This is a genomic window from Mesorhizobium sp. B4-1-3 (assembly GCF_006439355.1).
Taxonomy (GTDB): Bacteria; Pseudomonadota; Alphaproteobacteria; order Rhizobiales; family Rhizobiaceae; genus Mesorhizobium.
Genome location: NZ_VFTG01000001.1, coordinates 153,335 through 177,508, shown reverse-complemented (window position 1 = coordinate 177,508; position 24,174 = coordinate 153,335). Strand labels below are relative to the sequence as shown.

The window sequence follows — 24,174 nt, the reverse complement described above, 5'->3', positions numbered from 1 at the left end:
GTGATTAGCCGTCGGAGGTTCGCTTCTGCATGATCAGATCGAGCCGCTCGCGGTCGGAGCGTTCGCGCTCGTCGCGGCGGCGCTCGTCCTTGTAGGCGCGCTCGACCATGTTGGTGCGCGCTGTCGCGGTGGCGATCAGCGATACTTCCTGGCGGGCATTCTCGAGGTTCCGTTCCTGACGGCCGAGCGCGTCGGTGATGCGGCGATGATAGATTTCCGGAAAGAGGGAACCCAGCGAACTGTCAGTATCGAAGCGCTCGATCAGTTCCTTGGCCTCCGCTTCGGCCTTGACTGCGGCGGCGAGGAAACCGGCATGGCGGGTTTCGTGCAACGCCTTCAACTGCTCCTGCACCTTGACCAGTTTCTTCAGGCGATCCTTGCGCGCGGTCATGGCTATCTCGCCAGCGTGAGGTCGACGAAGCCGTCGACAAACAGCGACAACAGTGTGCCGACGGCGAAATAGAAGATGATCATGCCGCCGGCGATGACGAAGGGCAGCGAGATGAAATAGACCGGGATCTGCGGCGTCAGCTTGTTGACGAAGCCGATCGTCAGATTGACCAGGATGGCATAGGCGACGAACGGGCTGCCGAGCCGGATGACCAGGAAGAACGCGTCCGACACGGTATCGGTGACGTCGACGAGGGCCGCCTGCGGGTTGAAGAACACGTTGACCGGAGCGACCTGGTAGGAGGCGACAAGCGCCTTGACGATCTCGTGGTCGAAGTCGAAGACGAAGAGCAGAAGCAGCGCCGAGAACGAGATGATGGCGGCGAGCGCTGCCTGCGGCTCAGGCTCTTCGATCGCCGGTCCGCCCGAGCCGCCATAGCCGATCATCATGGCGATGGCCGAGCCCATGAAGCGCAGCGCCTCCATATAGAGCCTGGTCATGGCGCCGATCAGCCCGCCGACCAGCAGCTCGGAGACGATCATCGGCGCCAGGATCTGCGGGCGCGGATCGACGAACGGGTAGATGCGGTCCCACAGGAAGGCGAGCAGGCCGCCGGTCGCCGCCACCGACACGAAGAGCCGGATCTGTATCGGCACCCGCGCGCTCGACAGGCCCGGCATCAGCATGAAGCAGGCGCCGATGCGGCAAAAGGCGAGGAAGGCGGCGATGACGACGCCTTGCGAGAGCGCGTTCACGAGATCGTTCCGAGCACCTTGATCTCGACGCCCTTGGCGATCTCGACATGGCTGAGAACCGGAAGGGTCGTGAACAGCCGCTCGATGATCATGCGCACATAGGGGCGGGCGTCCGGCGCGGTGACCAGCACGAAGCGCTCGCCGGCCTCGAGATGCTTGCGGATCGCCTTGGTGGCGTCCTGGCCGAACTCCTCGAGCTGGCGCGGATCGATGTCGAACTCGCGCACCTCGCCCTTGGCGTCGCGCTTGAGGCTCTGGTGGAAGGCGAGGTCCCAGCGGTTGCCGAGGCGCAGCACCTTGAGCGTGCCGCCTTCGGAGAGGTCGCCGCAGATCTGCTGCGCCATGCGGATGCGCACATGCTCGACGATCTGCTCGGTGCGTCGCACATGCGGCGCGATCTCGGCGATCGCCTCGATGATCAGATGCAGGTTGCGGATCGAGACGCGCTCGGCAAGCAGCAGCTTCAGCACGGCCTGCAGGCCGGGATAGGAGATGTGCGAGGTGCAGATCTCGTCGGCGAGCTTGCGGTACTCCGGATCGAGCCGCTCCAAGAGCGCCTTCATGTCCTTGTAGGAGAGAAGCTGCGGCAGGTTGTTGCGGATGACTTCCGAAAGATGGGTGAGCAGGACCGACATGTTGTCGGCGAAAGTGAAGTTCTCGCGCTTCAGATCCTCGGCGAAGGTTTCGAGCACCGAATAGGCACGCATGCCAAAGGCCGGTTCGCGGATCTCCTCGCCGGGAATTTCCGGCACGCCGCGCGTGCCGAGCAGCACCATGATCTCGCCGACGCGCATCTGGTATTCGGCGACGACCGTGCCGTGCACCTTGATCTGGTAGCTCTTGGGCGGGATGGCGAAGTCGTCGGCGACGCGCACCTCCGGCACCACGAAGCCGTATTGCTGGGCGAATTTCTTGCGCATCTTCGACATGCGAAAGACCAGTTCCTGATGCGCCACCATCAGCCTGGTCGAAAGCTGCTTGCCGATCAGAAGCTCAATCTCGGCGGTGACCAGCGAGGCCTTGACCGAGTTCTTCTCCTCCTCGACTTTGTTGGCCTTCTCCTGCGTCTTCAGGGCTTCGGCGGCGGCGCGCTCGCGGCTCTGGCGCAGCGGGATGATGTAGCCCAGACCGGCCATGCCGCCGGCGAGCGCGAAGAAGGGGAACAGCGGCAGGCCCGGCATCAGGCCGAGGATGACCAGCAGCGAGGCGGCGACATAGAGGGCGCGCGGATGCGCGCCGAGCTGGCCGAACACCGCCTGGTTGGCCGAGCCGCGCGTGCCGCCCTTGGAGACCAGCATGCCCGCGGCGAGCGAAACGATGAGGGCCGGGATCTGGGTGACCAGGCCGTCGCCGACCGACAGCTTGATGAAGACGTCGGCCGCCTGGCCGAGGCCCATGCCGTGGCGCAGATAGCCGATGGCGATGCCGCCGACGATGTTGATGGCGGTGATGATCAGGCCGGCAATGGCGTCGCCGCGCACGAATTTGGACGCACCGTCCATCGAGCCGAAGAAGGAGGATTCTTCCTCCAGCTCGCGGCGGCGCAGCTGCGCCGTCTTGTCGTCGATCATGCCGGCGGAGAGATCGGCGTCGATCGACATCTGCTTGCCGGGGATGGCGTCCAGGGTGAAACGCGCGCCGACTTCGGCGATGCGGGTCGCGCCCTTGGTGATGACGATGAAATTCACCACGATCAGGATCATGAAAACGATGAGGCCGATGACGAAGTCGCTCGACATCACCAGCTTGGAGAAGCCGGAGATGACATAGCCCGCGGCATGCGTGCCCTCATTGCCGTGCGACAGGATCATGCGCGTGGTGGCGATGTTGAGCGATAGCCTGAGCATGGTTGCGATCAGCAGCACCGTCGGGAAGGACGAGAAGTCGAGCGGCCGCTGGATCCACAGCGCCACCATCAGGATCAGCACCGAAAGCGCGATCGAGAAGGCGAGGCCGATGTCGATGAGGAAGGCCGGGATCGGCAGGAACAGCACCGCCAGGATGACGACGATGCCGAGCGCGAAGAAGACGTCGCGGCCGTTCTTGGCTACCGCGCCAGGCACAAGTGTTTCGCTGATCGCCATCTCGTCCCCAATCAACAATCGCCACGCACAGGGCAGCCCCTTTACCGTAACCCTCCAAGCTTGCGCGAAGGTGGGAGAGTGGCTACGGAACCTGGCCACGGTATTTGCGAAAGGAAGGCAGATGCTCCTGATCATCGGCACGATCTGGCTGCCGCCAGACAGGCTCGAACGGGCAAAGCCGGCGATGCAACGCATGATCTCGGCGAGCCGCGCCGAGCCGGGCTGCCTCGGCTATTCCTATGCGCAGGATGTGCTGGATGCCGGCCTCATCCATGTCTCAGAGGTCTGGAGCGACCGCGCCGCGCTCGAAGCGCATTTCAAGTCGGTGCATATCGCGGAATGGCGCGCGAGCTGGGCGGAACTCGGCATCGGCGACCGTAAGCTCACGCTTTTCGAGACGGACGGCGGCGCGCCGACCTGATCGTCTGAGCTATTTACCGCTGTGCCGCTTCCGCGGTCGCGATGGCGACCAGCCAGCGCCGTATGGCGCGTTCCGCCTCGGCGGAGAGGCCGGCGGTCAGCTCGCCTTCAAGCCTGTAGACGCGTTCCCGGCATTTCTTCAGCAGGGCGCGGCCGCTGTCGGAGAGGTCGAGATGCTGGATGCGGCCGTGGACGGCATGAGGCCGGCGGACAAGTGAGCCGGCCTTCTCCAGATTGCCGACGATCACGCTCACCGTCTGCGGCGTCAGTACGGCCAGCCGGGCCAGATCGGCATTGGACAGGCCCGGATAGGCCGAGATCATAGTAAGGGCCGCGAACTGCGCCTGAGTGACGCCAAATTCGTCCAGCGCGCGCTCCACCTTCAGGCGGTAGGCGGCCGCCGCCTGGCGCAGCAGATAGCCGAGATAGCCTTGCTCGCCGCGCTTGCCCTCGCCGGCGGACGGAATGGATGGACTCCCCTTGCGCATGATATCATAGCTCTTATATGTTGTTCGTATTCTGATATTATCGCATCAAGGGACGAAAGACGATGGGCTATCGTATTTTTCTCGCGGGCGCCTCGGGCGCGATCGGCCGCCGGCTGGTGCCGCAATTGGTGGCGGCTCGTCATCAGGTGACGGCGACGACGCGCCAGGCGGCAAAAGCAGACGATCTTCGCGCGCTCGGCGCCGATCCGGTGGTGGTCGATGTGTTCGATGCCAACGCGCTGCGCACCGCGGTCATGGCAGCGAAACCGGCGATCGTGATCCATCAGCTCACAGATCTGCCCGCCGGGCTCGATCCATCGAAGATGGCTGAAGCAACCATACGCAATGCCCGCATCCGCAACGAGGGAACGCGTAACCTCGTCGAGGCAGCCAAGGCGGCCAATGTCAAGCGGCTGATCGCGCAGAGCATCGCCTGGGTCTATGCGCCAGGAGCCGAGCCGCATGCCGAGACGGATCCGCTGGACAGCGGCGCCGAGGGCAGCCGCGCCGTCAGCATCGGCGGCGTCATTGCGCTGGAGAAGCATGTGCTCGGCGCCTCGCCGATCACCGGCATCGTGCTGCGCTACGGCCACCTCTATGGACCAGGCACCGGCGCGGAAAGCGCCGCGGAGCCGGCCGTCCATGTCGACGCTGCCGCCTATGCGGCGCTGCTTGCCGTCGAGCGGGGTGCGCAGGGCGCCTTCAATGTGGCGGAGCCGAATGGCCAGATCACGACCGACAAGGCCGTCACCGAGCTCGGCTGGCACGCCGGCTTTCGCATGGCCGAGTAAACGAGGGAGTTGGCCGTCATGCTCGAAGGCATTTCTTCGCGAAGTCTGGCGCTGCTTGGCGTCGCCGCTATCGCCACGACGCTGCTTGGCATGGCCATAGTCCAGGGCAACAGGGCAGCCGCCATCACTGGAGAAATGGACGCGCATATCCACATGATGGGGGCCGATGCCGGAGAAGGGGCGACGGCGCGTCCGACCACCAAGGTAAAGCCGCTCTCCTGCGAAAAGCTGCCGAATGTTCCGGGGCGTTCGATCACCACGGCGCTGGTCGAATTTCCGCCCAATGCCTACACGCCGCGGCACCGTCATCCGGGTTCCGTTACGGCCTTCGTCATCAAGGGAACGCTGCGCTCGCAGATGGAAGGCAGTCCGGCAATGACCTACACTCAGGGTCAGATCTGGTTCGAAGCGCCGGGCGCAATCCACGCCTTCGCCCAGAACGCTAGCGCCACCGAGCCGGCGGAACTGCTGGCGATCTTCGTCGCGGAGGACGATTGCGGCCCGCTGACCATTCCGGTAGCTGATTAAATCTATGGCCTTTGTCGCGGCGGAAAGCCTTCCCTGAAGCGCAACGTGCTTTAGGTCTTTGCTTGATGCATGTCGTTGTCCCAGAACCGCTCCACACTTCTGGGCGACATGCATTAACGCTAATTCGCGCAACGCCAAAATGGCGCCACAAGCGGTCGGCATTGCGGTTGCCACGCATAGCGGCCGCGCGTATCACCCACGGCAGCTGTTTTTCTTCCGCATACCGGCGAGCCGTCCGTTGCCTGCCAGAAACGACCCACAAGTCTACGCCCGCCGGCTTCGCGCGGTGCTGATCAGCTCGATCCCCGTGCTCGAGGCGCGCGGCATAGTGATCGTGCTGATGGCCGGCGTGGTCGGCATGATCGCGGGCGCGCTGGTCACTGGCATGAGCGCGCTGGTGCAAGGCATGCACTGGCTGCTGTTCGATGTGCAGCCGGGCGGCCGGCTTTCGGCGATGTTCTCGCTCGCCGATCCGACGCAGGCGATGTATCCGGCGATCGGCGGCTTGTTGCTCGGCCTTTCGGTGATCTGGCTCAGAAAGCGCAAGTTCCGCACGCCGGTCGACCCGATCGAGGCGAACGCGCTCTATGGCGGGCGCATGTCGCTCACCGACACGTTCATCATCGTGGCGCAGACGTTGATCTCCAGCGGCTTCGGTGCCTCGGTCGGCTTGGAAGCCGGCTACACGCAGATCGGTTCCGGGATTGCTTCCCGACTTGCCCGCGCCTTCCACCTGCGCCGCAACGATATCCGCATCCTGGTCGGCTGCGGCGCGGCCGGCGCGATCGCCGCCGCCTTCGACGCGCCGCTGACCGGCGCCTTCTACGGTTTCGAGCTGGTCATCGGCATCTACTCCGTCGCCAATGTGGCGCCGGTGATGACGGCGGCGATCTGCGCTTCGCTGACGGCGAAAATGTTCGGCGGCGTGCCGTTCCCGCTGGAATTGTCCGGTTTGCCGAATTTGACCGCCAGCGAATATGTGCCGTTCCTGCTTCTGGGACTGCTCGGCGGAGCGGCGTCGATCGCCATCATGCATCTGGTGAGCATCGTCGAGCGCCTCTTCGTGCGGTTGTCGATCGACGCTTCGGTCAGGCCCTTCATCGGCGGCATTTTCGTCGGACTGCTCGGGTTGGTCACGCCGCAAGTGCTCTCCAGCGGGCACGGCGCGCTGCACCGCGAATTCGCCATGAACTACGCGCTGCCGGTGGTGGCGAGCGTCTTCGTGTTGAAGCTGGCGGCCTCGGCCATCTCGCTCGGCTCCGGCTTCCGCGGCGGCCTGTTCTTCGCCTCGCTGTTCTTGGGAGCGCTGCTCGGCAAGGTCTTCGCCGGTGTCATGGCGATGACCGCGCCGTCGGCCGGCATCGACCCGGCGGTCGCGGCCGTCGTCGGCATGACCTCGCTCGCGGTCGGCGTCGTCGGCGGTCCGCTGACCATGACGTTCCTGGCGCTGGAATCGACCCGCGACCTGACGCTCACCGGCGTGGTGCTGGCGGCCTCGATCATGTCGGCGATCCTAGTGCGCGAGACCTTCGGCTACTCCTTCTCGACCTGGCGCTTCCATCTGCGCGGCGAGACCATCCGCAGCGCGCATGACGTCGGCTGGATGCGCAGCCTCACCGTCGGCACGATGATGCGCAAGGACGTCCGTACCATCCCCGCCTCGACCACGCTTGCCGAATTCCGCAAGGAGGTCCCGCTCGGCTCGGGACAGCGCGTCATCGCCGTCGAGCAGGCCGACCAATATGTCGGCATGCTGCTGGTGCCGGTACTGCACAGCGATCGCTCCGACGACGACACGCCGGTGAGCGCGCTGGCCCAGTTCAAGGATGCGGTACTAGTGCCGTCGATGAACGTCCAGACTGCGGCCGAGACCTTCCAGCGCACCGGAGCGGAAGAGCTGGCGGTGGTCGAGGACTTCGACGAGCGCATCGTTCTCGGCCTGCTCACCGAAAGCCATCTGATGCGCCGCTATGCCGAAGAGCTCGACAAGGCGCGCCGCGACCTGTCGGGCGAAGGCTGACCCACTTTACTGCCGTACGAAGAACTATTTATCGATCGTTCGGTCAACTGGCCCAGCTGAAGGCTGGTTTTGGCCGGATGCTCGCTGCTTGCTAATTGTACAGTGTCACTGTACAAACTGTGCAGTGGAGAACAAACGAGATGCCCAAGGTTTCCGATAAGGGCCAGGCTTCAAACGGGAACAAGAACGGTTTGGTTGTGACAGCCGCCCAAGAAGTGCTGGGTATGCGCCTCAAGGACCTTCGCCTTGCCCGCCGGCTTTCCTTGCGCGACCTCGCCGAGGCGACCGGCACCAGTGCCAGCTTCATCAGTCAACTCGAACGCGGCCTGACTGGCGCCAGCACGGCGTCGCTCAACCAGATGGCTTCGGCGCTCGGCGTTAGCGTCGCGCTGCTCTTCGCGGAGAGCACGGCTCAAGATCACCACGGCGTGCTCAGGCGCAGCGAGCGCCCAAGCCTGCCGCCCAGCGACGGCTGCCGCAAGATGCTGCTTTCGCGGCCGCCGCTCAGCGACATGGAGGTCTATGTCGGCGAGTTCGAGATCGGCGGCTCGACGGGCCCCGACCAATACACACATGGCGACGCGCATGAGATGCTGATCGTGCTGCGCGGCGTCGTCGAGGTCTTCCTGGGCGAGACGCGCCATGTGCTCGAAGAGGGCGACAGCGTCGAATACAGGACATCTACACCGCATCGCACCGAGAACATCGGTAGTGGCCGGGCCGAAGTGATGTGGGTCATCGCGCCGCCGACCTCGCCGCGCGCCGAGCTCGATCAATACACGACCTGGAAACCGCCCGCCGCCAGGTAAACGACCAAACCGCGGGCATGAATGGGAGAGTTATCGTTATGCTGAAATCGAGATATGGCATTGGCGCCGTCCTGGCGCTTGGGGTTCTGACCGGCGCGGCCTTTGCGCAGGACAAGCCCGTGGCTGGCGAGGTGAAGGAAGGCTCGCTCAAAGGCAAGACCCTGACCTTCGTCTCCTATGGCGGCATCTACCAGGATGGCCAGGTGGCGGCGCTGAAGGAGTTCGTCGACAAGTCCGGCGTCAAGCTGCTCAATGATGGTCCGACGGAAATTGCCAAGCTGCAAGCGCAGGTCGAATCCGGCAATGTCACATGGGACGTCGTCGATACGGACGACCTGCCGCCTTACGTCTATTGCGGCAAGCTGTTCCAGAAGCTCGACCTGACCAAGCTCGACGTCTCGAAGATCCCGGAAGGCCAAGTCGGCGAATGCTCGGTGCCGGCGATGAACTACGGCGTCGTGCTGATGTACAACAAGGAGAAGTACAAGGATAATCCACCCAAGAGCTGGGCGGACTTCTTCGATACGCAGAAATTCCCCGGCGTGCGCGGAGTCGACGGTTCGGGCAGCCCGACCGGTGGCCTGCTCGAACAGGCCTTCAAATATGCCGGCGGCGATCCGAAGGCGATGACCGTGGCCGATATCGACAAGGCCATCGACGTGGTCCGCAAGCTCGGTCCCGACACCATCTTCTGGAAGACGGGCGCTGAATCGCAGCAGCTCGCCGAATCCGGCGAGGCCGACATGCTGATGATGTGGACCGGCCGCGCCATGACCGCGGTGAAGAACGGCGCAAAATACGCGCCGGCATGGCAGGATTGGCTGGTGGTGATGGACCAGATGACGATCCCGGTCGGCGTAAAGGACACGGATGCCGCTTACGCGCTGCTCAACGCCTATCTCGGCAAGAATGCCCAGGAGATCCTGACCGAGAAGACGTCCTACACGCCGATCAACAGCGAGGCGCAGCCCAAGGTGGACGCTTCCGTCTCCGCCTTCCTGACCAACACGCCGGAGCGCCAGAAGCAGGGCTACAAGCAGAACTTCAAGTTCTGGGTGCCGAACTTCGCGGTGGCGCAGGAGAAGTGGGCCGCGCTGATGGCCGGCAACTGACCGGCTGAACGGGAGGCAAAGCACGTGAGCGCGCTCGAACCGACGACGCCTTCCGCCCCGCAACGGGCGCGCTGGGCATGGCGGCCGTACGCGCTCACGCTGCCGGCGCTCCTGCTGCTGGTGACCGTGATCGGCTATCCGCTGCTGACCATCGTGCTGCGCAGCCTGTCGGAGCCGCAATGGGGCCTGCAGAACTACGCCTGGTTCTTCGGCGCGCCAGTCAACCTGACGGTGCTCCAGCGCACCTTCACCATCTCGGCATGGGTGACTGTGGTCTGCGTGCTCTGCGCTTATCCTTACGCCTATCTGATGACCGCGGTAGGGCCGCGCGTGCGGCTTATCCTGGTGCTTTGCGTCTTGATCCCGTTCTGGGTGAGCGGCGTGGTGCGCACGCTCTCCTGGGTAATCCTGCTGCAGGATTCGGGCGTCATCAATTCGCTGCTGAGATCAGCCGGTTTCGACGGCGTCCGGCTGATCCGCACCCAGACGGGCGTGGTGATCGGCATGGCGCAGGTGCTTTTACCCTTCATGATCCTGCCGCTCTATTCGGTGATGAAGGGTATAGATCTCAGACTGGTGCAGGCGGCGCGAAGCCTGGGCGCGCGGCCGTCGCGCGCTTTCTTCACCGTCTATCTGCCGCTGTCGCTGCCGGGCGTCTATGCCGGCGCGATCATCGTCTTCATCCTGGCGCTGGGTTTCTACATCACGCCGGCGCTGCTCGGCGGACCGCGATCGACCATGCTGTCGACGCTGGTGCAGACGCAGGTGCTGAGCTTGCTGCAATGGGGGCGCGGCGGTGCCATGGGCGTGGTGCTCCTGGTCGCGACCTTCGTCTTGCTGGCACTGGCGGCGCCGGTCATGCGGTCCAGGCATCGCGAGGCGGGGCGACGCTGATGGAGATGAAGCCGCTCACCCGCCTCATCCTCGGCCTCGTCTGCCTGTTGGTGGCGATCTGGCTTGTGGCGCCGACGCTGGTCGTCGTGCCGATGTCGTTCAACGAGAACAAGTCGCTCGCCTTCCCGCCGCAGGGCTTTTCCTGGCAATGGTACCAGAACTTCGCCACCAATCCGGAATGGTCGACCAGCTTCCTCAACTCGCTCAAGGTCGCCTCGCTGGTGGCGGTGCTGGCGACGGTGCTCGGCACGCTCGCCGCCTTCGGTCTCGACCGGATGAAGGCGCGGCCGGCCAATCTCTTGCGCATGCTGATGCTGACGCCGATGGTGGTGCCGGGCGTGGTTCTGGCCATCGGCATTTATGCCGTCTATCTCGACGCGCAACTCGTCGGCACACTGACGGGCTTCGTGCTTGCGCACACCATCCTCGCGCTGCCCTTCGTGCTGATCGCGGTCTCGGCCAATCTCGAAGTGTTCGACAGGCGGCTTGAGACGGCGGCGGCAAGTCTCGGCGCTGGCGCGCTGACCACGTTCCGCACAGTGACGCTGCCGCTGATCCTGCCCGGCATCCTGTCGGGCCTGCTGTTCGCCTTCGCCACGTCCTTCGACGAGATCGTGGTGTCGCTGTTCATCACCAACCCCTATCTCAAGACGTTGCCGGTGCAGATATTTTCCTCGATCACGCGCGATGCCGATCCGACGGTCGCGGCCGTCGGCACCATCCTGTTATGCGCCACCACGATCCTGATCGGCGGCGGCATGCTCCTCCTTGGCCGCGAGCGGAAGGGTCGCCTATGAACCCGAGAGCGGAAAATCGCGGCGCCGCGATCGACCTCGATACGGTCAGCAAGGCCTATGGCGCCTTCAAGGCGCTGGACGGCGTCTCGCTCAGGATCGAGCCCGGCGAGTTCATGACGCTGCTCGGGCCGAGCGGCTCGGGCAAGACGACGACGCTCAACGTGGTCGCCGGCTTCACCGACGTGACCAGCGGCCAGCTTCTGGTCGGGGGGAAAAGCGTGGTCGGCGTGCCGGCGCATAAGCGCAATATCGGCGTCGTCTTCCAGCATTACGCGCTGTTCCCGCACATGACAGTCGGGCGCAACGTCGCCTATCCGCTGACGTTGCGCGGCATCGCCCAGGACGAGCGCAAGAAACGCGTCGCGAGAGCGCTCGACATGGTCAAGATGGGCGACTTCGCGCATCGCTATCCGAGCGAATTGTCCGGCGGGCAGCAGCAGCGTGTCGCGCTGGCGCGCGCCATCGTCTTCGATCCGCCGCTGCTCTTGATGGACGAGCCGCTCGGCGCGCTCGACAAGAAGCTGCGCGAATGGCTGCAGCTCGAGATCAAGCGCATCCATCGCGAGCTCGGCACCACCTTCGTCTATGTCACGCACGACCAGGAAGAAGCTCTGGTGCTGTCGGACCGGATCGCCGTTTTCAACCGCGGCCGCATCGAGCAGGTCGGCACCGGCCGCCAGCTCTATGACGAACCGGCGACTTTGTTCGTCGGCCGCTTCATCGGCGATTCCACCGTTCTGCGCGGCGAGGTGAAGAGCGACGGCACAAGCACGGCGCTGACCATCGCCGGCGAGACGGTCAGCGCACCGCGCCGGCTCGCGGGCGAAGCCAATCCGGTCATGCTGCTGCGGCCGGAGAAACTCGCCATCCGCCGGCCGGGGCAGGATGCCGGCGGCACGAACCGGCTGTCGGGAACGATCGCCGAGGCGATCTACCTCGGTTCGGGCTCGAAATATGAAGTGAAGCTCGGCGACGGCTCGATCGCAATCGTGCGTTCGCCGCTCGCCGGCGAAAGTTTTAGCCTCGGTGAGAAGATCGAGCTGTGCTTCGACGGCGCCGATGCGAAACTCCTGCCCGACGACAGCACGGCCGACACAACACTCACCTGATCACCTCATTGTTTTAACGCAATTCCGGACGGAAAACCGTTTCACACTTTTCCTGGAATTGCTCTGGCGGAAACCATCCCATGCAAGTCAAGCGCAACGGCGATATCTCGTTCTGGTATGCGGATTTGGGCCATATCCCCGCGCCGCGTCCGCCTTTGCCCGGCGACACCGAGGCGGATGTCGCGATCGTCGGCGCCGGCTATACCGGGCTTTGGACGGCCTATTACCTTAAGAAGGCCAGGCCTTCGCTGCGCATCGTGCTGCTCGAGCGCGAGTTCGCCGGCTTCGGCGCCTCGGGGCGGAATGGCGGCTGGCTGTCTGGCGGCTTCGGCTGGTCGCGCGAGAAATATCTCAAGACCTCGACCCGGCAAGGCGTCACCGCCATGCAGAAGGCGATGGCAGGCTGCGTCGACGAGGTGATCCGGGTGGCGACAGAAGAGGGCATCGATGCCGATATCCGCCGCGTCGACAATCTGACGGTCGCCACCAATCCGGCGCAGCTGGAACGCGTGCGCGAGGAATGTGAGACGATCCGCTCCTGGGACGCCGATCCCGAACGCATCGAGCTGCTCGACGCCGAGGCGACACGAGCGCGCATCAACATCCGGAATGTCATGGGCGGCTTCGTCATCCACGGCCAGGCGCGCGTGCAGCCGGCCAAGCTGGTGCGCGGGCTCGCGGCGGCGGTCGAGCGTCTCGGCGTTTCGATCTGCGAGAAGACGACGGTGACTGCCATTGCCAAGGGCGTCGTGACCACGGACCGCGGCACGGTGCGGGCCGAAACCGTCATCCGGGCGACGGAAGGGTTCACCGCCGGCATTCCGGGCGAGGAGCGGACGTGGCTGGCGCTCAACAGCGCGCAGATCGTCACCGAGCCGCTGTCGGAAGAGCTTTGGCGCAAGATCGGCTGGGAGGGGCACGAGCTGCTCGGCAATGCCGCGCATGCCTATTGCTATGCCCAGCGCACGCGCGAGGGGCGCATTACCATGGGCGGGCGCGGCGTGCCCTACCGCTACGGTTCGCGCACCGACGTCAATGGCCAGACGCAGCAGGCGACGATCGACCAGCTGCATACGATCCTCACGACGCTGTTGCCGCAGACAGCGGGGAGCCGCATCGACCACGCCTGGTGCGGTGTGCTCGGCGTGCCGCGCGACTGGTGCACGACCGTCGGCCTTGACCCCAGGACACGCATTGGCTGGGCCGGCGGCTATGTCGGGCTCGGCGTGTCGAGCTCCAATCTCTCCGGGCGCACGCTCGCCGATCTGGTGCTTGGCGAGAACACCGAACTGACGCGGCTGCCGTGGGTCAACCGCAAGGTGCGGCCCTGGGAGCCGGAGCCATTCCGCTGGTTGGGCGTCCATTCGATGTACCAGCTCTACCGCATCGCCGATAACCGCGAGGCCGCTGGGCTCAATCACACCTCGAAACTGGCCGCTCTCGCCGACGGCATCACCGGCCATTAGCGGTTCGCAGGACCGTTCCAACTGTTTCGTTTTCGCGCAATTCCAGACCGCCGGAGTTGCCCTGATTTATGGAGACCAGCTTGATCGATCTTTCGACTTTTCACGACCTCGCCAAGGCCGACATCGGCGCCTTCTCACCGAAGCCGACCTCGATCGAAGGGGATCAGCTGGAGGCTGCGCGATCCTTCTTCCGATCGCCGGATGGCAGCGTCGACATCGGAATCTGGGAATGCACCCCCGGCCGCTTTACCGCCGACCGCACGAACTCGTCCGAGATTTGCCACATCATCTCCGGTCGCGTGGAAGTGGGCCGCGCCGACGGCGAGATGCGCGCATTGGGGCCGGGCGACCTTCTCGTCCTGCCGCAGGGGTGGAAGGGCGAGTGGCGTATCCACGAGACCACCCGCAAGCTCTACATGATCCAGAGCGCCGGCTGAGCGCCTATTCCTTGAGGAATGCCGTTCGCCTGAAGCGTTGCGCTTCGGGCGACTTATAATCAGTGATCGATCGGCCCTTTCGGCGAGACAAGCGTCGTGCCCGCGGTGGTCGGGCGCTCGATCATGCGGCGCACGCGCGGCGGGTTCTCGCCGCTGTGCAGCGCGCGGATGCGCTCGCCGACCACGGCGTCGGCGTGGGTGGCGCGCCGGTTGTGGCGGATATACTCGACCCAGGTCGGCGTGTGGTAATGCTCGATCCACACCGACGGATTTTCGAGATCCCGCGCAAGCGTCCAGTTTCGGGCACCGTCACGGCGGCGGATGCGGCCGCGCTCGGCCATGGTCGCCAGAAATTCCGGCACGTCCTCCTCACGGATGATGTACTCGATCATGACGGCGATCGGGCCGCTGCGCGGCTTGACGTCGAGCGCCAGCATCGGTTCCTTGAAGCGGTTGAGCGGATCGAGGTTGAGCACCGTCTGCTTCGGCAAGGGCAGGACCAGGCCGATGGCTGCGCCGGCAAGCATGGCGATCGCCGCCGCGATCAGCGCAATCTCGGCGCCATGCGCGTCGGCGACGACGCCCCAGATCCAGCTGCCCAGCGCGATGCCGCCGAAGGTCGCCGTCTGGTAGATCGACAGAACGCGGCCGACCACCCAGCGCGGCGTCGACATCTGCACCGTGACGTTGAAGTGAGAGAGCGCGATCACCCAGCAGGCGCCGCCGATCAACAGGCCCGCGGACGTCTGCCAGCCATTGCGGCTGACTGCGGCGTTGAGGGCGCAAAGCGCGAAACCGCAGAAGGCCATGCGCACCATCACTTCGCTCGACAGCAGCTGCCTAAGCCGCACGCTGATCAGTGCGCCGCCGACCGCGCCGATGCCGAAGGCGCCGAGCATGATGCCGTAGGTCAGCGCATCACCCTTGACCACGTCGCGCGCCACCAGCGGCAGGAGCGCCAGCACCGCGCCGGCGCTGAAGCCGAAGGCGGAGCCGCGGACCAGTACCTTGGCGATGTTGGGCGACATGGCGACGTAGCGCAGGCCGGCGCCCATCGCGGCGCCCAGCGATTCGCGCGGCAGGGTTTGCTCGGGCAGCGCCGGCTTCCAGCGGGCGAGCACGACGATCAGGCCGACATAGCTGACCGCGTTGGCGGCGAAGGCGGCCGCGGCACCCGCGGCAGCGACGATGACGCCGCCGATGGCCGGGCCGACGCTGCGGGTGATGTTGAAGCCCAGCGAATTCAGCGCGACCGCCGCCGGCACCTTGGCGCGCGGCACCATGTCGCCGACCGAGGCCTGCCATGACGGGCTGTTCAACGCCGTGCCGCTATCGATCAGGAAGGTGAAGGCAAGCAGCGTCCACGGCGTCATCCAGCCTTGCCAGGTGAACAGGGTGAGTAGCGCCGAGACGACCAGCATGAAGGTCTGCGCCACCAGCATCACCTTGCGGCGGTTGAAGCTGTCGGCGATGGCGCCGGCGACGAGCGCGAACAGCATGATCGGCAAGGTTGTCGAGGACTGGACCAGCGCCACCTGATAGGGCGAGGTGGCGATCGTGGTCATCATCCAGGCGGCGCCGACGCCCTGGATCAGGCCGCCGAAATTCGACACCAGGCTGGCCGACCAGACGGCGCGGAAGATGCCGTGCCGGAACGGAGCCAGCGCGGAGACGCGTTCGCTTTCCGGCTCGTCGTCGATCATGGTTGCGCCTTCGTCCGCTATAGAGGCTCGCCGTGCCCGCGGGGGGGCGACTCGCCAAAGAGTGCGACCCAAAAATAGGATGGCAAAGGCGAAAATGCGTCGGCGAAGCTTTAAACCAAGCATCTCGGCCGTCTGGACCAACTTTTGGTTATTTCGCGCCTTTCGCCTCGGCATGCAGGGCCTCGGTCAACGCGCCTGTCGTCTCGCCATTCATGTATAACCGGAGCAGCATTTCCATGCCGACGAGACGCAGACGCGACGTTTCCTGGCTTCTTGCCATGTCGATCAGGTCGTCCAATTCGGAAGAAGACCATCTCATCGCGTCGCGCAGCAGACCGCCGCGCAGCAGCCCTTGCGTGCCGGCCGAAAAGGCGTCGGCCATCTCGAAGCCGTTCTTCGCCGCATGAATGTTTTCGCGCGGCAGATGGCGTTCGGCGACCTTCTTCAGCAGCCACTTGCCGGTTCTGTCGCGATATTTCTGCCTGCGCGGCAGATGAAGGGCGAAGTCGATGAGCCGGCTCTCGAGGAACGGCACCCTGAGCTCGACGGACGCCGCCATGCTTAGCCGATCGTGCCTGTGCAGCAGGTCCTGCAGATGCGAGTAGAGATCGTAGAAGCAGGCGGCCAGGAAAGCGCGGTCGCCAGGCGGCCTGACGCCTTCCAGCCTGTCGAACAGCTTTGTCTGCAGGAAGTTCAGTTCGGGCGACAGGGCCCTGAGCGCCACGGCGCGGTCCGAGGGCGAGCCGCGACCGATCGAGTTGCGGAACGGGGTGCGGCGCAATTCAGCGAATTTGCGGTCACGCCTGGCCTTCGAGCGGAACAGGCGCTGTAGCCAGGACTGGCGCCAGAGCCTGGTCGTCGACGCCTGCCATTTGTAGCCGCCGAAGAGTTCGTCGGAACCCTCGCCGGTGACAGCACTTTGACGCCGTCGGCGCGGCACTGTTCGGCAAGCGCCAGCAGCGCCGCGTGACTGGCATGCCAGCCGTCGGTTTCGAGATGCCAGACCGCGCGCGGCCAGAGCTCGAAGAACCGGTTTTTGTCCAAGGGCACCCGGCGCAGCCCGACACCGACATGGCGGCCGGTCCGCTCGGCGTCCGGCGCCTCGCTGCGGCCGAGCTTCGGGTCGACGACATAGCCGTGCAGCTCCGGCCTGTAGCGTTTGGCAAGCGCGGTGATCAGGCCGGAATCGACGCCACCGCTGCAGGCGGTCGCAAGGCTGGTGTCGGCGATGCAATGCAGCTCGACGCTTTCCTCCAGCAGCTTCTCAAGCGTCGCCTTATATTCGGCGTCTGACGTCTTGTCGCCGATGATACGTGCGGTGTCGATGACGTCGAGAACGTGCCAGAAGCGATGCTTCTCGATGCCTTCTCCGGTGATCTTCCAAATGCCGGCCGGCGGCAGCCGCTCGATGCCGTCGAAGACGCTGTAGCTCGAATCGCGGCTCTGCCAGGCGAGCCGCAGCGTCAGCTCGCGCGTGTCGATCCGGCGCGAAAAATCACGGCAGCCGAGGATCGACTTGTCCTCGGAGGCGAACAGCACGCGGTCTGCGGTGTCGGCGACCGACATCGGCTTTATGCCCAGCCTGTCCCTGGCAAGCCAAAGGGCGCCGTCGCGGGCATCGAAATAGGCGAAGGAGAACATGCCGTCGAACAGCGGCACCGCCTTTTGCGGTCCCCAGTGATGCAGGGCCTGCAGCACCACCTCGGTGTCGCACACCGTGCGGAATGTCAGGCCTTCCGCTTCCAGCGTCTTGCGCAGCGCGCGAAAATTATAGACCTCGCCATTGTAGCACAGCACGCCGTCGCCGGAGGCGGTCAGCATCGGCTCGCGCGCGGCGGGCGACGGGTCGATGATGGTCAGCCGGCGGTGGCCGAGCGCCAGGCGCGCATTGTTCCAGTTGCCGTGATCGTCGGGACCGCGATGCGCCAACGCCCGCATCATGCTTGCGACATCGGAAAGATCGCCGCTGCCGATCGGATCGCGCTTTCGCCAGACGCCGGCTATTCCGCACATGGCCCGCCGGCTGTTCTTGCCTGATGCATCGCTTCCTGAAAAATCGCCTGAGACAATGGCGTCGACCGATGCCGGCGCGCCTACACTCTAGCTGCAACGAAGGCCACCGCAAGGGATCCAGCGGCTTGCAAGCGGACCGCCAGACGCTCGCCGCGGCTTCGCGTCAGAAGCCGTGTTCGATACGCTCGAAGATGACGTTGGTGAAGGCCGAGATCTGGCTGCCGATGAACGGGCCGGTCAGCGCCACCACAAGCATGATGGCGATGATCTTCGGAACGAAAGTCAGCGTGATTTCCTGGATTTGGGTCAGCGCCTGGATCAGCGCGATGCCGATGCCGACCACCATCGCTACGAGCACCACTGGGGCAGACGCGGTCAGAACCGTCCACACCGCGTACTGGACGATATCGAGGGCATCGGCCTCATTCATCGGCTGGCTCTGCGCGAAACCGGTTAGGCGGCCGGCTTGATCGACACGCCGGCGCCGACCGGGACCTGGGTGCCGTCCTGCAGCACGGCGATCAGGCCGCTGCTGGAGAGCGTCACCGAAGCCACGGTGCCGGTGGTCTTGCCGTCGGCCGAGGTGATCGAGCGGCCGATCAGCGCGTCGGCCTGCGATAATGCCGAGGACTGCATGATCTGGTCGAGCTTGGTGTTGGTCTGCACCGACTGCTCGACCTGCGAGAAGGTGGCGAGTTGCGCGACATATTGCGTCGAATCCATCGGCTTGGTCGGATCCTGGTTCTTCATCTCGGCGATCAGCAGCTTTAGGAACGACTGGTAGTCCACCGCCGTCTTCGAAGTCTGCTGGCTGGCCTGGTTGGCGCCAACCGGGATCGTTGTCGTCATGTCGACGGCCATCTTATGCTCCTACAGCCAGCGCGCGCCGCGTTTCGGGAATGTCGTCATTGTCTTCGAGCGCCTTGCGCTCGAGCGGATAGAGCGCGCGGATCGCTTTTAGCGCCTCATAGATATCGTCCTCGCCGACCATGCGGTCGATCTGCTTCAGGCTGTTGCAGATGTCCTGGTTGTCGAAGCTTGCGATCAGCATCGGCAGCGAGCGGCGGAACATGTCGCGCGCCTCCGCGGCGCCCGCCGGATTGATCAGCATGATCTGCACGATGAAATAAAGCTGCCTGAGCGGCGTAGAAGCCTGGTCCGCCTGGATCACATGGCTTTCGAGCAGGAACTGTACATCGTTCATCAGCTCGATGGTAACCTTGCGGTCGACGCGGATGACCGCGCCGTTGATATAGATCTTCTCGTTCGGCTTCAGCGATATCTTCAGCGTGTTGGTCATTGGATGCCGTCTCGGATGATCTGGGAAACCTCGATCAAACCTTCGAAATTGTTGGTGCGGCCCTGGCGGATGTCCTCGGTCTCGCGCAGCAGCCACAGGCCGATGGAGATCAAATTGGCGCGCAGCTCCTTGGGGAGCGCGTTGTCGCTGGAGCCGAGATCCTCGACGAAGGCGGTCCAGACGCGGTTGGTGAAGTGCAGCGCCTCGACCGCTTCCATGGAATCGGTGCCGACGGCGGCTGCCGCTGCCAGCATGTCGATCGAGCGGGTGAGCAGTTGCCGCTCCCGGTCTTTGGCATCGGCGACGGAGTCGGTCTGGATGTCGGCGTATGAGAATTGATACATCGTCGGCGCTCTGGCGTTCCGGTTTACGTGTTCAAGTCAGATAGTTGAGCAGACTGAGCTGCTGCAGACGCGCGGTCAAAGCGAAGGATGTCTCGATATGCTGCGTCAGGTCGGCGACGCGGGTCGCGGCCTCCGACGGATCGACGCCCTCGAGATCGACGATGTGCTTCTCGAAGAGGTCGACCTGGGTCTTCATGCGGTCGCTGGCATCGGACACGCGCTGCTGGGCAATGCCGGTCTCGGCTCGTATCTGAGTAATGCCGCCGATAGCTTCGCCGACCAGCGTCTGGGCGCGGCTGACGATGGCGTTCTGGGCGGCCTCGCTGATATTGCCATTGACCAGGCTGCTGACTATGGCAGCCGCCATGGCGAGCTTGCGGATACCTTGCTCGTTGGCGCTGATCGAGGTCTGGGTGGTCTCGTTGAGGGAGATGCGGCTGGTGATCTGGTCGTCGGTGGCGTTCGACCAGTTGGTCTGCCAGCCGGTGCCCAGGAATTGCGGCTCGACCTTCGTGGTGATGAAGTCGTCCATCTGCGCGGCGGTGATGTTGGCCGCCGCCGGGTCGGTCTGGGTGAAACCGAAATAGCTCCAAAAGGCGGCATCGAAGGCCGCCTTGGCCGGCGAGCCGGCGGCATTGAAATCGTCGATCGGCTTGACGTCGGTGTTGGTTCCGGCAAACAGATATTCGCCGTTGACGCTGGTGTTGAGAATACCCGTCATCTGCTGCAGCGCCGAGGCGCCGGCGGTCTGCAGGATACTGGCCGAGGAATCGCCCGAGACGCCGCTGGTCAGTGCCGACAGGAAGCTCTGCGCGGTGTCGGCGACCTGGCCGAGCGAATCCTGAGTCGAGGTCAGGCGCGCCGCGACGAGCGCGTTGGAATCGACGATGCCGTTCAGCCGGTCGAGATCGCGCTGGAAGGTGACGGCCTGGGTCGTACGGCTGCCAAGCGCCAGGCCGACATCGGCGACCGTGCCGGTCTGTGATTCCTTCGTCGCCTTGACGAGATCGGCCTGCATTTTCACCTGCTGGTAGCGCAGCGCGTTGGAAATGGCAGCCGAGGAAACGCCTGTCGCTTTCATGAGTTTATCCCACCGCGCTCATCAGGGCGTCCAGCATGTCGCTTACCGTCTTCATCATATGCGCCGAGGCCTGATAGGTGTGCTCGAGGTCGAGGAGCAGGGACATCTCCTGGTCGACATTGACCCCAGTGTCATTGGACAGCGCCTCGGCCGTGCGCGCCGCCAGAGCCTGCTTGCTGTCGGCATTGGTCGAGGCCTGCTGGCGCACACCTTCGAACCAGCCGATCGCATTGGCCGCATAGTCGGATACGCCGGAGCTGACGGTGATGCCGGCCGAGTTGTCGAAGGCCATCGGCTGATCGAGCTTGTTGGAGTAGCCGATCAGAAGGTCCGCATAGGATGCGCCGCCGCCGGTGTTGGCGACATAGGCCGCACCGTTGGCGCCGCCGTCGCGCAACAGCGCGGGATTGCCGCCGGCGCTCGGATCGAAGGCGGCGTTGACGCTGATCGTGCCGGCGAGTCCGTCGACCAGCGTGCCGGCGGCCGGAATGGCCGGAGCGCCCGACCATGTGAACAGGCCGGTCGCATTGGGCTGCGACGACGAAGTTTCGGCAAATGCCGTAATGAGACCGCGCGCGATCTCGTCGAGCTGGCTCTGCATGGTCGAGGCGACGCCGTCGCGCAGCTTCAGAAGTCCCGCAAGCTTGCCGTCGGCGGTGGTGTTGTCGCCGGTGCCGGCCGAGACCGGCACGTTGTCGATGTAGATGGTGTTGCCGGGCGTGCCGGCCGAATAGGCGGCCGATGGCGTGAAAGTCACCGAGCGCGGCACTGTCTCGAACAGCGTCGCGCCGTCCTTGGTGGTGATGACCATGTCATTGTCGCCACGCGTGAAGGTCGAGACCGGGACATATTCCGATATCTTCTTCAAAATAGCGTCGCGCTGGTCGAGCGCGTCGGAAACGTCGGTGCCGGAACGGGTGCCCGAGATGACCGCCTTGTTGGCGTCCTGAAACTGGCTGAGCAGCGAGTTGAGATCGTCGACGGCGGTGGCGATCTGGCTGTCCGCCTGGGTGCGGAAATCCTGGATCGCCTTGGTGCCGTTGTTCAGCGAATTCACCACCTGCTTGGCAGCATCGACGACGCTGGTTCCAAGGTTCTGGTTCGACGGCGTGGTGGCGTAGAGCTGCAAGGCCTTTTGCAGGTTGGCGATCGCGGTGGAGGGGGAGGACGCATTGTCGACCCCGTTGACCGACAGGTCGAGCTGATCCATGCCGTCGTAAAGCGCGCTCTGGCCGCTCCATGCCGACAGCGCCGAGAGATTCTGCCGGAACAGGAGATCATTGGCGGTGCGCTGGATCTCCACCGCCCTGGCGCCCGGCGCCGTGCTGGTCACCACGGCGATGCGGCGGGTGTAGTCCGGGTTCGACGCATCGGCCACATTGCGCGACACGACGCTGGTTTGCTTGGACGTGGCCAGAAGCGCCGACTGGGCAATGCTTAGAGCGGAGGAAAGCGACATGCTGATCTTTCACGGGCGGCGCCCGTCGTTTATCTCTTCAGGTTGACGAGGACGTCCATCAGGTCCGAACCGGTCTGGAAAACCTTGGAATTGGCGGTGTAGCTGCGCTGCGCCGCAATCATGTTGGTCAGTTCCTCGGCAATATCGACATTGGAGTTTTCAAGCGCGCCGGAGACGATGGAGCCGAGCTTGCCTTCATTGGCAAAGCCGATGCGGACGGCGCCGGAGTCGGTGCTCTGCACATAGACGTTACCGGGCATCGCGGTGAGGTTGTCGGGGCTCTGAACGTCGGCCAGCGGGATCTTGTAGAGCGCCTTGGTCGAGCCGTCCTCGAACTGCGCGTAGATCACGCCGTCCTGACCGATCTGCACCTTCTGGATGGAACTCGGCGCGTTGCCATTGACCTTGGCGTCGGCGACCGTGAAGCCGGTGCCGAGCTGGGTCACCTTTGAGAGATCGAGGTCCAGCGTCGAGCCGCCCGGCACGGTGAAGGAGATGCTGTCGGTCGCGCCGGTGAGCTTGCCCGTGGTGGTGTCGAAGGTGAGGTTCGTCGATGCCAATGCCCCGCCGGTGTAGGGGAAGGAGGTGCCGGGCGTCGCCTTCGACTGATCGAAGACGGAGACTTCCCAGGTGCCGGCGCCGGTGTTGGTGAAATAGACGTCGAGCAGCTTCTTGTTGCCAAGATTGTCATAGGCGACCAGCGAGGTCTTCGACGTGTACTGGGCCGAAGCGCTATTGGTGGAGGGCAGGCTGCCGGCCGCGACCGGGGTAGCGCCCGCAGGCAGGTTGCCGCTGAAGGTTCCTTCCGTGCTCGGCGTCGCCGTCATTTCCTGGTCGGAGATCTGCACCGGCACCAGGCCTTCGAAGCCGTTGGCAGTCGCCGACGGCTCGCCATTGGCATAGCTGTAGGCCATAAGCTGGTAGCCCGCGGCATTGACTAGCCGGCCTTGCGCGTCCGGAACGAAGGAGCCGGCGCGGGTGAGATAGGGCGTGCCGCTGGCATCCTGGACGACGAAGAAGCCGTCGCCGTTGACGGCAAGGTCGGACACCGAGGTGGTGTATGTCATGACGCCCTGCGTGCTGACAGCGGAGCGGATTGTGGTGGTCACGCCGCCGGAATTATAGGCGCCCCCGGTGCCGGGCATGATCAGGGACGAGAACTCGGCCGAAGAGCGCTTGTAGCCAGTGGTGTCGGAGTTGGCGATGTTGTCGGCCACCGCGGAGAGGCGGTTGGCCTGCGCGTTCATACCGGAAACGCCGGTCCGCATCATTCCGTAGAGGCTCATCGATGGATCTCCGCAGTGCCTTGGTAGCAGGCCATGAAACTAGGCCTCGTGTCTTGCGCGAGGCTGGCGCGGGACATGCATTTTCGGGGCCATCAAAACACCAGCCGATAGCCGAGGAACCTCTTGGAATCGATCGGGTCGTGGCCGAGCTTCTCACGCAGCTTCTTGCGCAGCTTCGAGATGTGGCTCTCCACCACATTCTCCTCGACCTCTTCGTCGAAGATGCCGTAGATGGCGTTGAAGACCTGGGTCTTGGTCACGCGCCGGCCGCGGTTGCTAGCCAGATATTCCAGGATGCGCCGCTCGCGGCGCGGCAGCGGCAGCGGCTCGCCGTCGATCTCCGGATCGCGGCCGTCCATGAAGATGCGCATCGCGCCGACTTCGGTGTAGGCGGCTTCTTCGGAGCCGCGGCGGCGGATGGCGGTGATGCGGGCGAGAATCTCGCGAATATGGACAGGTTTGCGAACGACGTCGTCGACGCCGCTTTCGAACAGCCGCAACGTATGTTCGAGCGAGTGCTGTTCGCTGAGCGCGATCACCGGCGCGCCGGTGCGGTCGCGGATCTGGCGCGGCGATATTGCGCCGTCGCGGCAGTCCCCGATCAGAAAGGCCCTGACGGATCTGAGATCAGTATCGGCGGCGGAACTCACCCACTCGCCGAATTCGCCTGGCGCAAAGCCGGCCGTGGCCACTCCCTCGCGATCGAAAAGTGAAGAGTAGCCCTCTGTCACGAGCTCTCGCTCGTCAACGATCACGATCATCGGCCCACCCTCCGAATCAAATTCACTTGCCCCGTGCGGAAAGGGGTACCCGGCCCGGCGAATCCTGAAAAACCATCATTTCTTGTAGCTATTTTCTTGGGAGTTTTTTTGGAGACCGTAATAAAG

Annotated in this window: 26 protein-coding genes; 11 read left to right on the top strand and 15 right to left on the bottom strand. The window is 64.4% G+C overall.

What is annotated here, in order from left to right; all coding sequences use genetic code 11:
• Positions 1 to 4: 4 nt before the first annotated feature.
• The 3 genes from FJW06_RS00850 to flhA are packed head-to-tail and all read right to left on the bottom strand — an operon-like array spanning position 5 to position 3,230.
• Positions 5 to 391 carry a hypothetical protein gene (locus FJW06_RS00850; protein ID WP_140746542.1) on the bottom strand — a complete coding sequence of 129 codons (387 nt, stop codon included), beginning with the start codon at positions 389 to 391 and terminating at the stop codon, positions 5 to 7.
• 2 nt (positions 392 to 393) lie between these two features.
• Complete coding sequence (gene fliR, locus FJW06_RS00845) at positions 394 to 1,146, bottom strand: flagellar biosynthetic protein FliR (protein WP_140746540.1); 753 nt, start codon at positions 1,144 to 1,146, stop codon at positions 394 to 396.
• Positions 1,143 to 3,230 (bottom strand): flagellar biosynthesis protein FlhA, encoded by a 2,088-nt coding sequence (gene flhA, locus FJW06_RS00840; RefSeq protein WP_140746537.1) that lies wholly within the window; start codon positions 3,228 to 3,230, stop codon positions 1,143 to 1,145. Before flhA ends, fliR begins: the two co-directional genes overlap by 4 nt.
• 121 nt (positions 3,231 to 3,351) lie before the next feature.
• On the opposite strand from flhA, the gene FJW06_RS00835 reads away from it, so the two are divergent.
• Positions 3,352 to 3,651 carry a putative quinol monooxygenase gene (locus FJW06_RS00835; protein WP_140746534.1) on the top strand — a complete coding sequence of 100 codons (300 nt, stop codon included), beginning with the start codon at positions 3,352 to 3,354 and terminating at the stop codon, positions 3,649 to 3,651.
• A 13-nt stretch (positions 3,652 to 3,664) separates the two neighbouring features.
• Here FJW06_RS00835 and FJW06_RS00830 read toward each other — a convergent pair whose 3' ends face one another.
• A complete protein-coding gene (locus FJW06_RS00830; RefSeq protein WP_140746531.1) occupies positions 3,665 to 4,138 on the bottom strand; it encodes a MarR family transcriptional regulator in 474 nt (157 codons plus the stop codon).
• Between the two features lie 62 nt (positions 4,139 to 4,200).
• Between FJW06_RS00830 and FJW06_RS00825 the strand changes: the two genes are divergently transcribed.
• The 10 genes from FJW06_RS00825 (at position 4,201) to FJW06_RS00780 (ending at position 14,101) form a co-directional block, all read left to right on the top strand.
• Positions 4,201 to 4,929, top strand: a complete 729-nt coding sequence (locus FJW06_RS00825; protein WP_140746528.1) for an NAD(P)-dependent oxidoreductase — start codon at positions 4,201 to 4,203, stop codon at positions 4,927 to 4,929.
• 18 nt (positions 4,930 to 4,947) lie between these two features.
• On the top strand, positions 4,948 to 5,457 hold the full coding sequence (locus FJW06_RS00820) for a cupin domain-containing protein (RefSeq protein ID WP_140746526.1): 510 nt from the start codon (positions 4,948 to 4,950) through the stop codon (positions 5,455 to 5,457).
• Positions 5,458 to 5,695: 238 nt separating this feature from the next.
• Entirely contained in the window at positions 5,696 to 7,477 is a 1,782-nt protein-coding gene (locus FJW06_RS00815) for a chloride channel protein (RefSeq protein WP_140746523.1), read from the top strand.
• Positions 7,478 to 7,617: 140 nt separating this feature from the next.
• Entirely contained in the window at positions 7,618 to 8,286 is a 669-nt protein-coding gene (locus FJW06_RS00810) for an XRE family transcriptional regulator (RefSeq protein ID WP_140746520.1), read from the top strand.
• A 38-nt stretch (positions 8,287 to 8,324) separates the two neighbouring features.
• Positions 8,325 to 9,398, top strand: a complete 1,074-nt coding sequence (locus tag FJW06_RS00805) for a PotD/PotF family extracellular solute-binding protein (RefSeq protein ID WP_140746517.1) — start codon at positions 8,325 to 8,327, stop codon at positions 9,396 to 9,398.
• A 24-nt stretch (positions 9,399 to 9,422) separates the two neighbouring features.
• Positions 9,423 to 10,292: an ABC transporter permease gene (locus FJW06_RS00800; protein WP_140746514.1), complete on the top strand. Its 870-nt coding sequence runs from the start codon at positions 9,423 to 9,425 to the stop codon at positions 10,290 to 10,292.
• On the top strand, positions 10,292 to 11,089 hold the full coding sequence (locus tag FJW06_RS00795) for an ABC transporter permease (RefSeq protein WP_140746511.1): 798 nt from the start codon (positions 10,292 to 10,294) through the stop codon (positions 11,087 to 11,089). The genes FJW06_RS00800 and FJW06_RS00795 overlap by 1 nt, the downstream gene beginning before the upstream one ends.
• A complete protein-coding gene (locus tag FJW06_RS00790) occupies positions 11,086 to 12,198 on the top strand; it encodes an ABC transporter ATP-binding protein (protein WP_140746508.1) in 1,113 nt (370 codons plus the stop codon). Before FJW06_RS00795 ends, FJW06_RS00790 begins: the two co-directional genes overlap by 4 nt.
• Before the next feature lie 80 nt (positions 12,199 to 12,278).
• Positions 12,279 to 13,664, top strand: a complete 1,386-nt coding sequence (locus FJW06_RS00785) for an FAD-binding oxidoreductase (protein ID WP_140746505.1) — start codon at positions 12,279 to 12,281, stop codon at positions 13,662 to 13,664.
• Positions 13,665 to 13,732: 68 nt separating this feature from the next.
• Positions 13,733 to 14,101, top strand: a complete 369-nt coding sequence (locus FJW06_RS00780; protein ID WP_140746502.1) for a cupin domain-containing protein — start codon at positions 13,733 to 13,735, stop codon at positions 14,099 to 14,101.
• 59 nt (positions 14,102 to 14,160) lie between these two features.
• Here the strand turns inward: FJW06_RS00780 and FJW06_RS00775 are convergent, their stop codons facing one another.
• The 11 genes from FJW06_RS00775 to FJW06_RS00725 all read right to left on the bottom strand — a co-directional run bounded on the left by FJW06_RS00775 (position 14,161) and on the right by FJW06_RS00725 (position 24,048).
• Positions 14,161 to 15,804 (bottom strand): MFS transporter, encoded by a 1,644-nt coding sequence (locus FJW06_RS00775; protein ID WP_140746499.1) that lies wholly within the window; start codon positions 15,802 to 15,804, stop codon positions 14,161 to 14,163.
• A gap of 148 nt (positions 15,805 to 15,952) precedes the next feature.
• Positions 15,953 to 16,528: an asparagine synthase C-terminal domain-containing protein gene (locus FJW06_RS30760; protein ID WP_140746496.1), complete on the bottom strand. Its 576-nt coding sequence runs from the start codon at positions 16,526 to 16,528 to the stop codon at positions 15,953 to 15,955.
• Positions 16,498 to 17,817: an asparagine synthase (glutamine-hydrolyzing) gene (asnB, locus tag FJW06_RS00765; protein ID WP_140746493.1), complete on the bottom strand. Its 1,320-nt coding sequence runs from the start codon at positions 17,815 to 17,817 to the stop codon at positions 16,498 to 16,500. The genes FJW06_RS30760 and asnB overlap by 31 nt, the downstream gene beginning before the upstream one ends.
• 163 nt (positions 17,818 to 17,980) lie before the next feature.
• Complete coding sequence (gene fliQ, locus FJW06_RS00760) at positions 17,981 to 18,247, bottom strand: flagellar biosynthesis protein FliQ (protein WP_140746490.1); 267 nt, start codon at positions 18,245 to 18,247, stop codon at positions 17,981 to 17,983.
• A 23-nt stretch (positions 18,248 to 18,270) separates the two neighbouring features.
• Entirely contained in the window at positions 18,271 to 18,678 is a 408-nt protein-coding gene (gene flgD, locus FJW06_RS00755; RefSeq protein ID WP_027165132.1) for a flagellar hook assembly protein FlgD, read from the bottom strand.
• Between the two features lies 1 nt (position 18,679).
• On the bottom strand, positions 18,680 to 19,117 hold the full coding sequence (gene flbT / locus FJW06_RS00750; protein ID WP_140746487.1) for a flagellar biosynthesis repressor FlbT: 438 nt from the start codon (positions 19,115 to 19,117) through the stop codon (positions 18,680 to 18,682).
• Complete coding sequence (gene flaF, locus FJW06_RS00745) at positions 19,114 to 19,461, bottom strand: flagellar biosynthesis regulator FlaF (protein ID WP_140746484.1); 348 nt, start codon at positions 19,459 to 19,461, stop codon at positions 19,114 to 19,116. The genes flbT and flaF overlap by 4 nt, the downstream gene beginning before the upstream one ends.
• A gap of 31 nt (positions 19,462 to 19,492) precedes the next feature.
• Complete coding sequence (locus tag FJW06_RS00740) at positions 19,493 to 20,542, bottom strand: flagellar hook-associated family protein (protein ID WP_140746481.1); 1,050 nt, start codon at positions 20,540 to 20,542, stop codon at positions 19,493 to 19,495.
• Between the two features lie 4 nt (positions 20,543 to 20,546).
• The gene (gene flgK / locus FJW06_RS00735; protein WP_140746479.1) at positions 20,547 to 22,001 is read right to left on the bottom strand and encodes a flagellar hook-associated protein FlgK; all 1,455 of its coding nucleotides are present in this window, start codon (positions 21,999 to 22,001) and stop codon (positions 20,547 to 20,549) included.
• Positions 22,002 to 22,030: 29 nt separating this feature from the next.
• Positions 22,031 to 23,287: a flagellar hook protein FlgE gene (locus FJW06_RS00730; RefSeq protein ID WP_140746476.1), complete on the bottom strand. Its 1,257-nt coding sequence runs from the start codon at positions 23,285 to 23,287 to the stop codon at positions 22,031 to 22,033.
• A gap of 92 nt (positions 23,288 to 23,379) precedes the next feature.
• Positions 23,380 to 24,048, bottom strand: a complete 669-nt coding sequence (locus FJW06_RS00725) for a response regulator transcription factor (protein WP_140746473.1) — start codon at positions 24,046 to 24,048, stop codon at positions 23,380 to 23,382.
• Positions 24,049 to 24,174 lie beyond the last annotated feature (126 nt).

Coding starts and splice junctions, on each gene's coding strand:
- FJW06_RS00805 (WP_140746517.1), top strand. CDS start 8,325: ATGCTGAAATCGAGATATGGCATTGGCGCCGTCCTGGCGCTTGGGGTT.
- FJW06_RS00740 (WP_140746481.1), bottom strand. CDS start 20,542: ATGAAAGCGACAGGCGTTTCCTCGGCTGCCATTTCCAACGCGCTGCGC.
- flhA (WP_140746537.1), bottom strand. CDS start 3,230: ATGGCGATCAGCGAAACACTTGTGCCTGGCGCGGTAGCCAAGAACGGC.
- FJW06_RS00790 (WP_140746508.1), top strand. CDS start 11,086: ATGAACCCGAGAGCGGAAAATCGCGGCGCCGCGATCGACCTCGATACG.
- FJW06_RS00830 (WP_140746531.1), bottom strand. CDS start 4,138: ATGCGCAAGGGGAGTCCATCCATTCCGTCCGCCGGCGAGGGCAAGCGC.
- asnB (WP_140746493.1), bottom strand. CDS start 17,817: ATGTGCGGAATAGCCGGCGTCTGGCGAAAGCGCGATCCGATCGGCAGC.
- FJW06_RS00810 (WP_140746520.1), top strand. CDS start 7,618: ATGCCCAAGGTTTCCGATAAGGGCCAGGCTTCAAACGGGAACAAGAAC.
- FJW06_RS00780 (WP_140746502.1), top strand. CDS start 13,733: ATGGAGACCAGCTTGATCGATCTTTCGACTTTTCACGACCTCGCCAAG.
- FJW06_RS00730 (WP_140746476.1), bottom strand. CDS start 23,287: ATGAGCCTCTACGGAATGATGCGGACCGGCGTTTCCGGTATGAACGCG.
- fliQ (WP_140746490.1), bottom strand. CDS start 18,247: ATGAATGAGGCCGATGCCCTCGATATCGTCCAGTACGCGGTGTGGACG.
- FJW06_RS00775 (WP_140746499.1), bottom strand. CDS start 15,804: ATGATCGACGACGAGCCGGAAAGCGAACGCGTCTCCGCGCTGGCTCCG.
- FJW06_RS00785 (WP_140746505.1), top strand. CDS start 12,279: ATGCAAGTCAAGCGCAACGGCGATATCTCGTTCTGGTATGCGGATTTG.
- FJW06_RS00795 (WP_140746511.1), top strand. CDS start 10,292: ATGGAGATGAAGCCGCTCACCCGCCTCATCCTCGGCCTCGTCTGCCTG.
- FJW06_RS00820 (WP_140746526.1), top strand. CDS start 4,948: ATGCTCGAAGGCATTTCTTCGCGAAGTCTGGCGCTGCTTGGCGTCGCC.
- FJW06_RS00850 (WP_140746542.1), bottom strand. CDS start 391: ATGACCGCGCGCAAGGATCGCCTGAAGAAACTGGTCAAGGTGCAGGAG.
- flaF (WP_140746484.1), bottom strand. CDS start 19,461: ATGTATCAATTCTCATACGCCGACATCCAGACCGACTCCGTCGCCGAT.
- flgD (WP_027165132.1), bottom strand. CDS start 18,678: ATGGCCGTCGACATGACGACAACGATCCCGGTTGGCGCCAACCAGGCC.
- FJW06_RS00825 (WP_140746528.1), top strand. CDS start 4,201: ATGGGCTATCGTATTTTTCTCGCGGGCGCCTCGGGCGCGATCGGCCGC.
- flbT (WP_140746487.1), bottom strand. CDS start 19,117: ATGACCAACACGCTGAAGATATCGCTGAAGCCGAACGAGAAGATCTAT.
- FJW06_RS00835 (WP_140746534.1), top strand. CDS start 3,352: ATGCTCCTGATCATCGGCACGATCTGGCTGCCGCCAGACAGGCTCGAA.
- flgK (WP_140746479.1), bottom strand. CDS start 22,001: ATGTCGCTTTCCTCCGCTCTAAGCATTGCCCAGTCGGCGCTTCTGGCC.
- FJW06_RS00725 (WP_140746473.1), bottom strand. CDS start 24,048: ATGATCGTGATCGTTGACGAGCGAGAGCTCGTGACAGAGGGCTACTCT.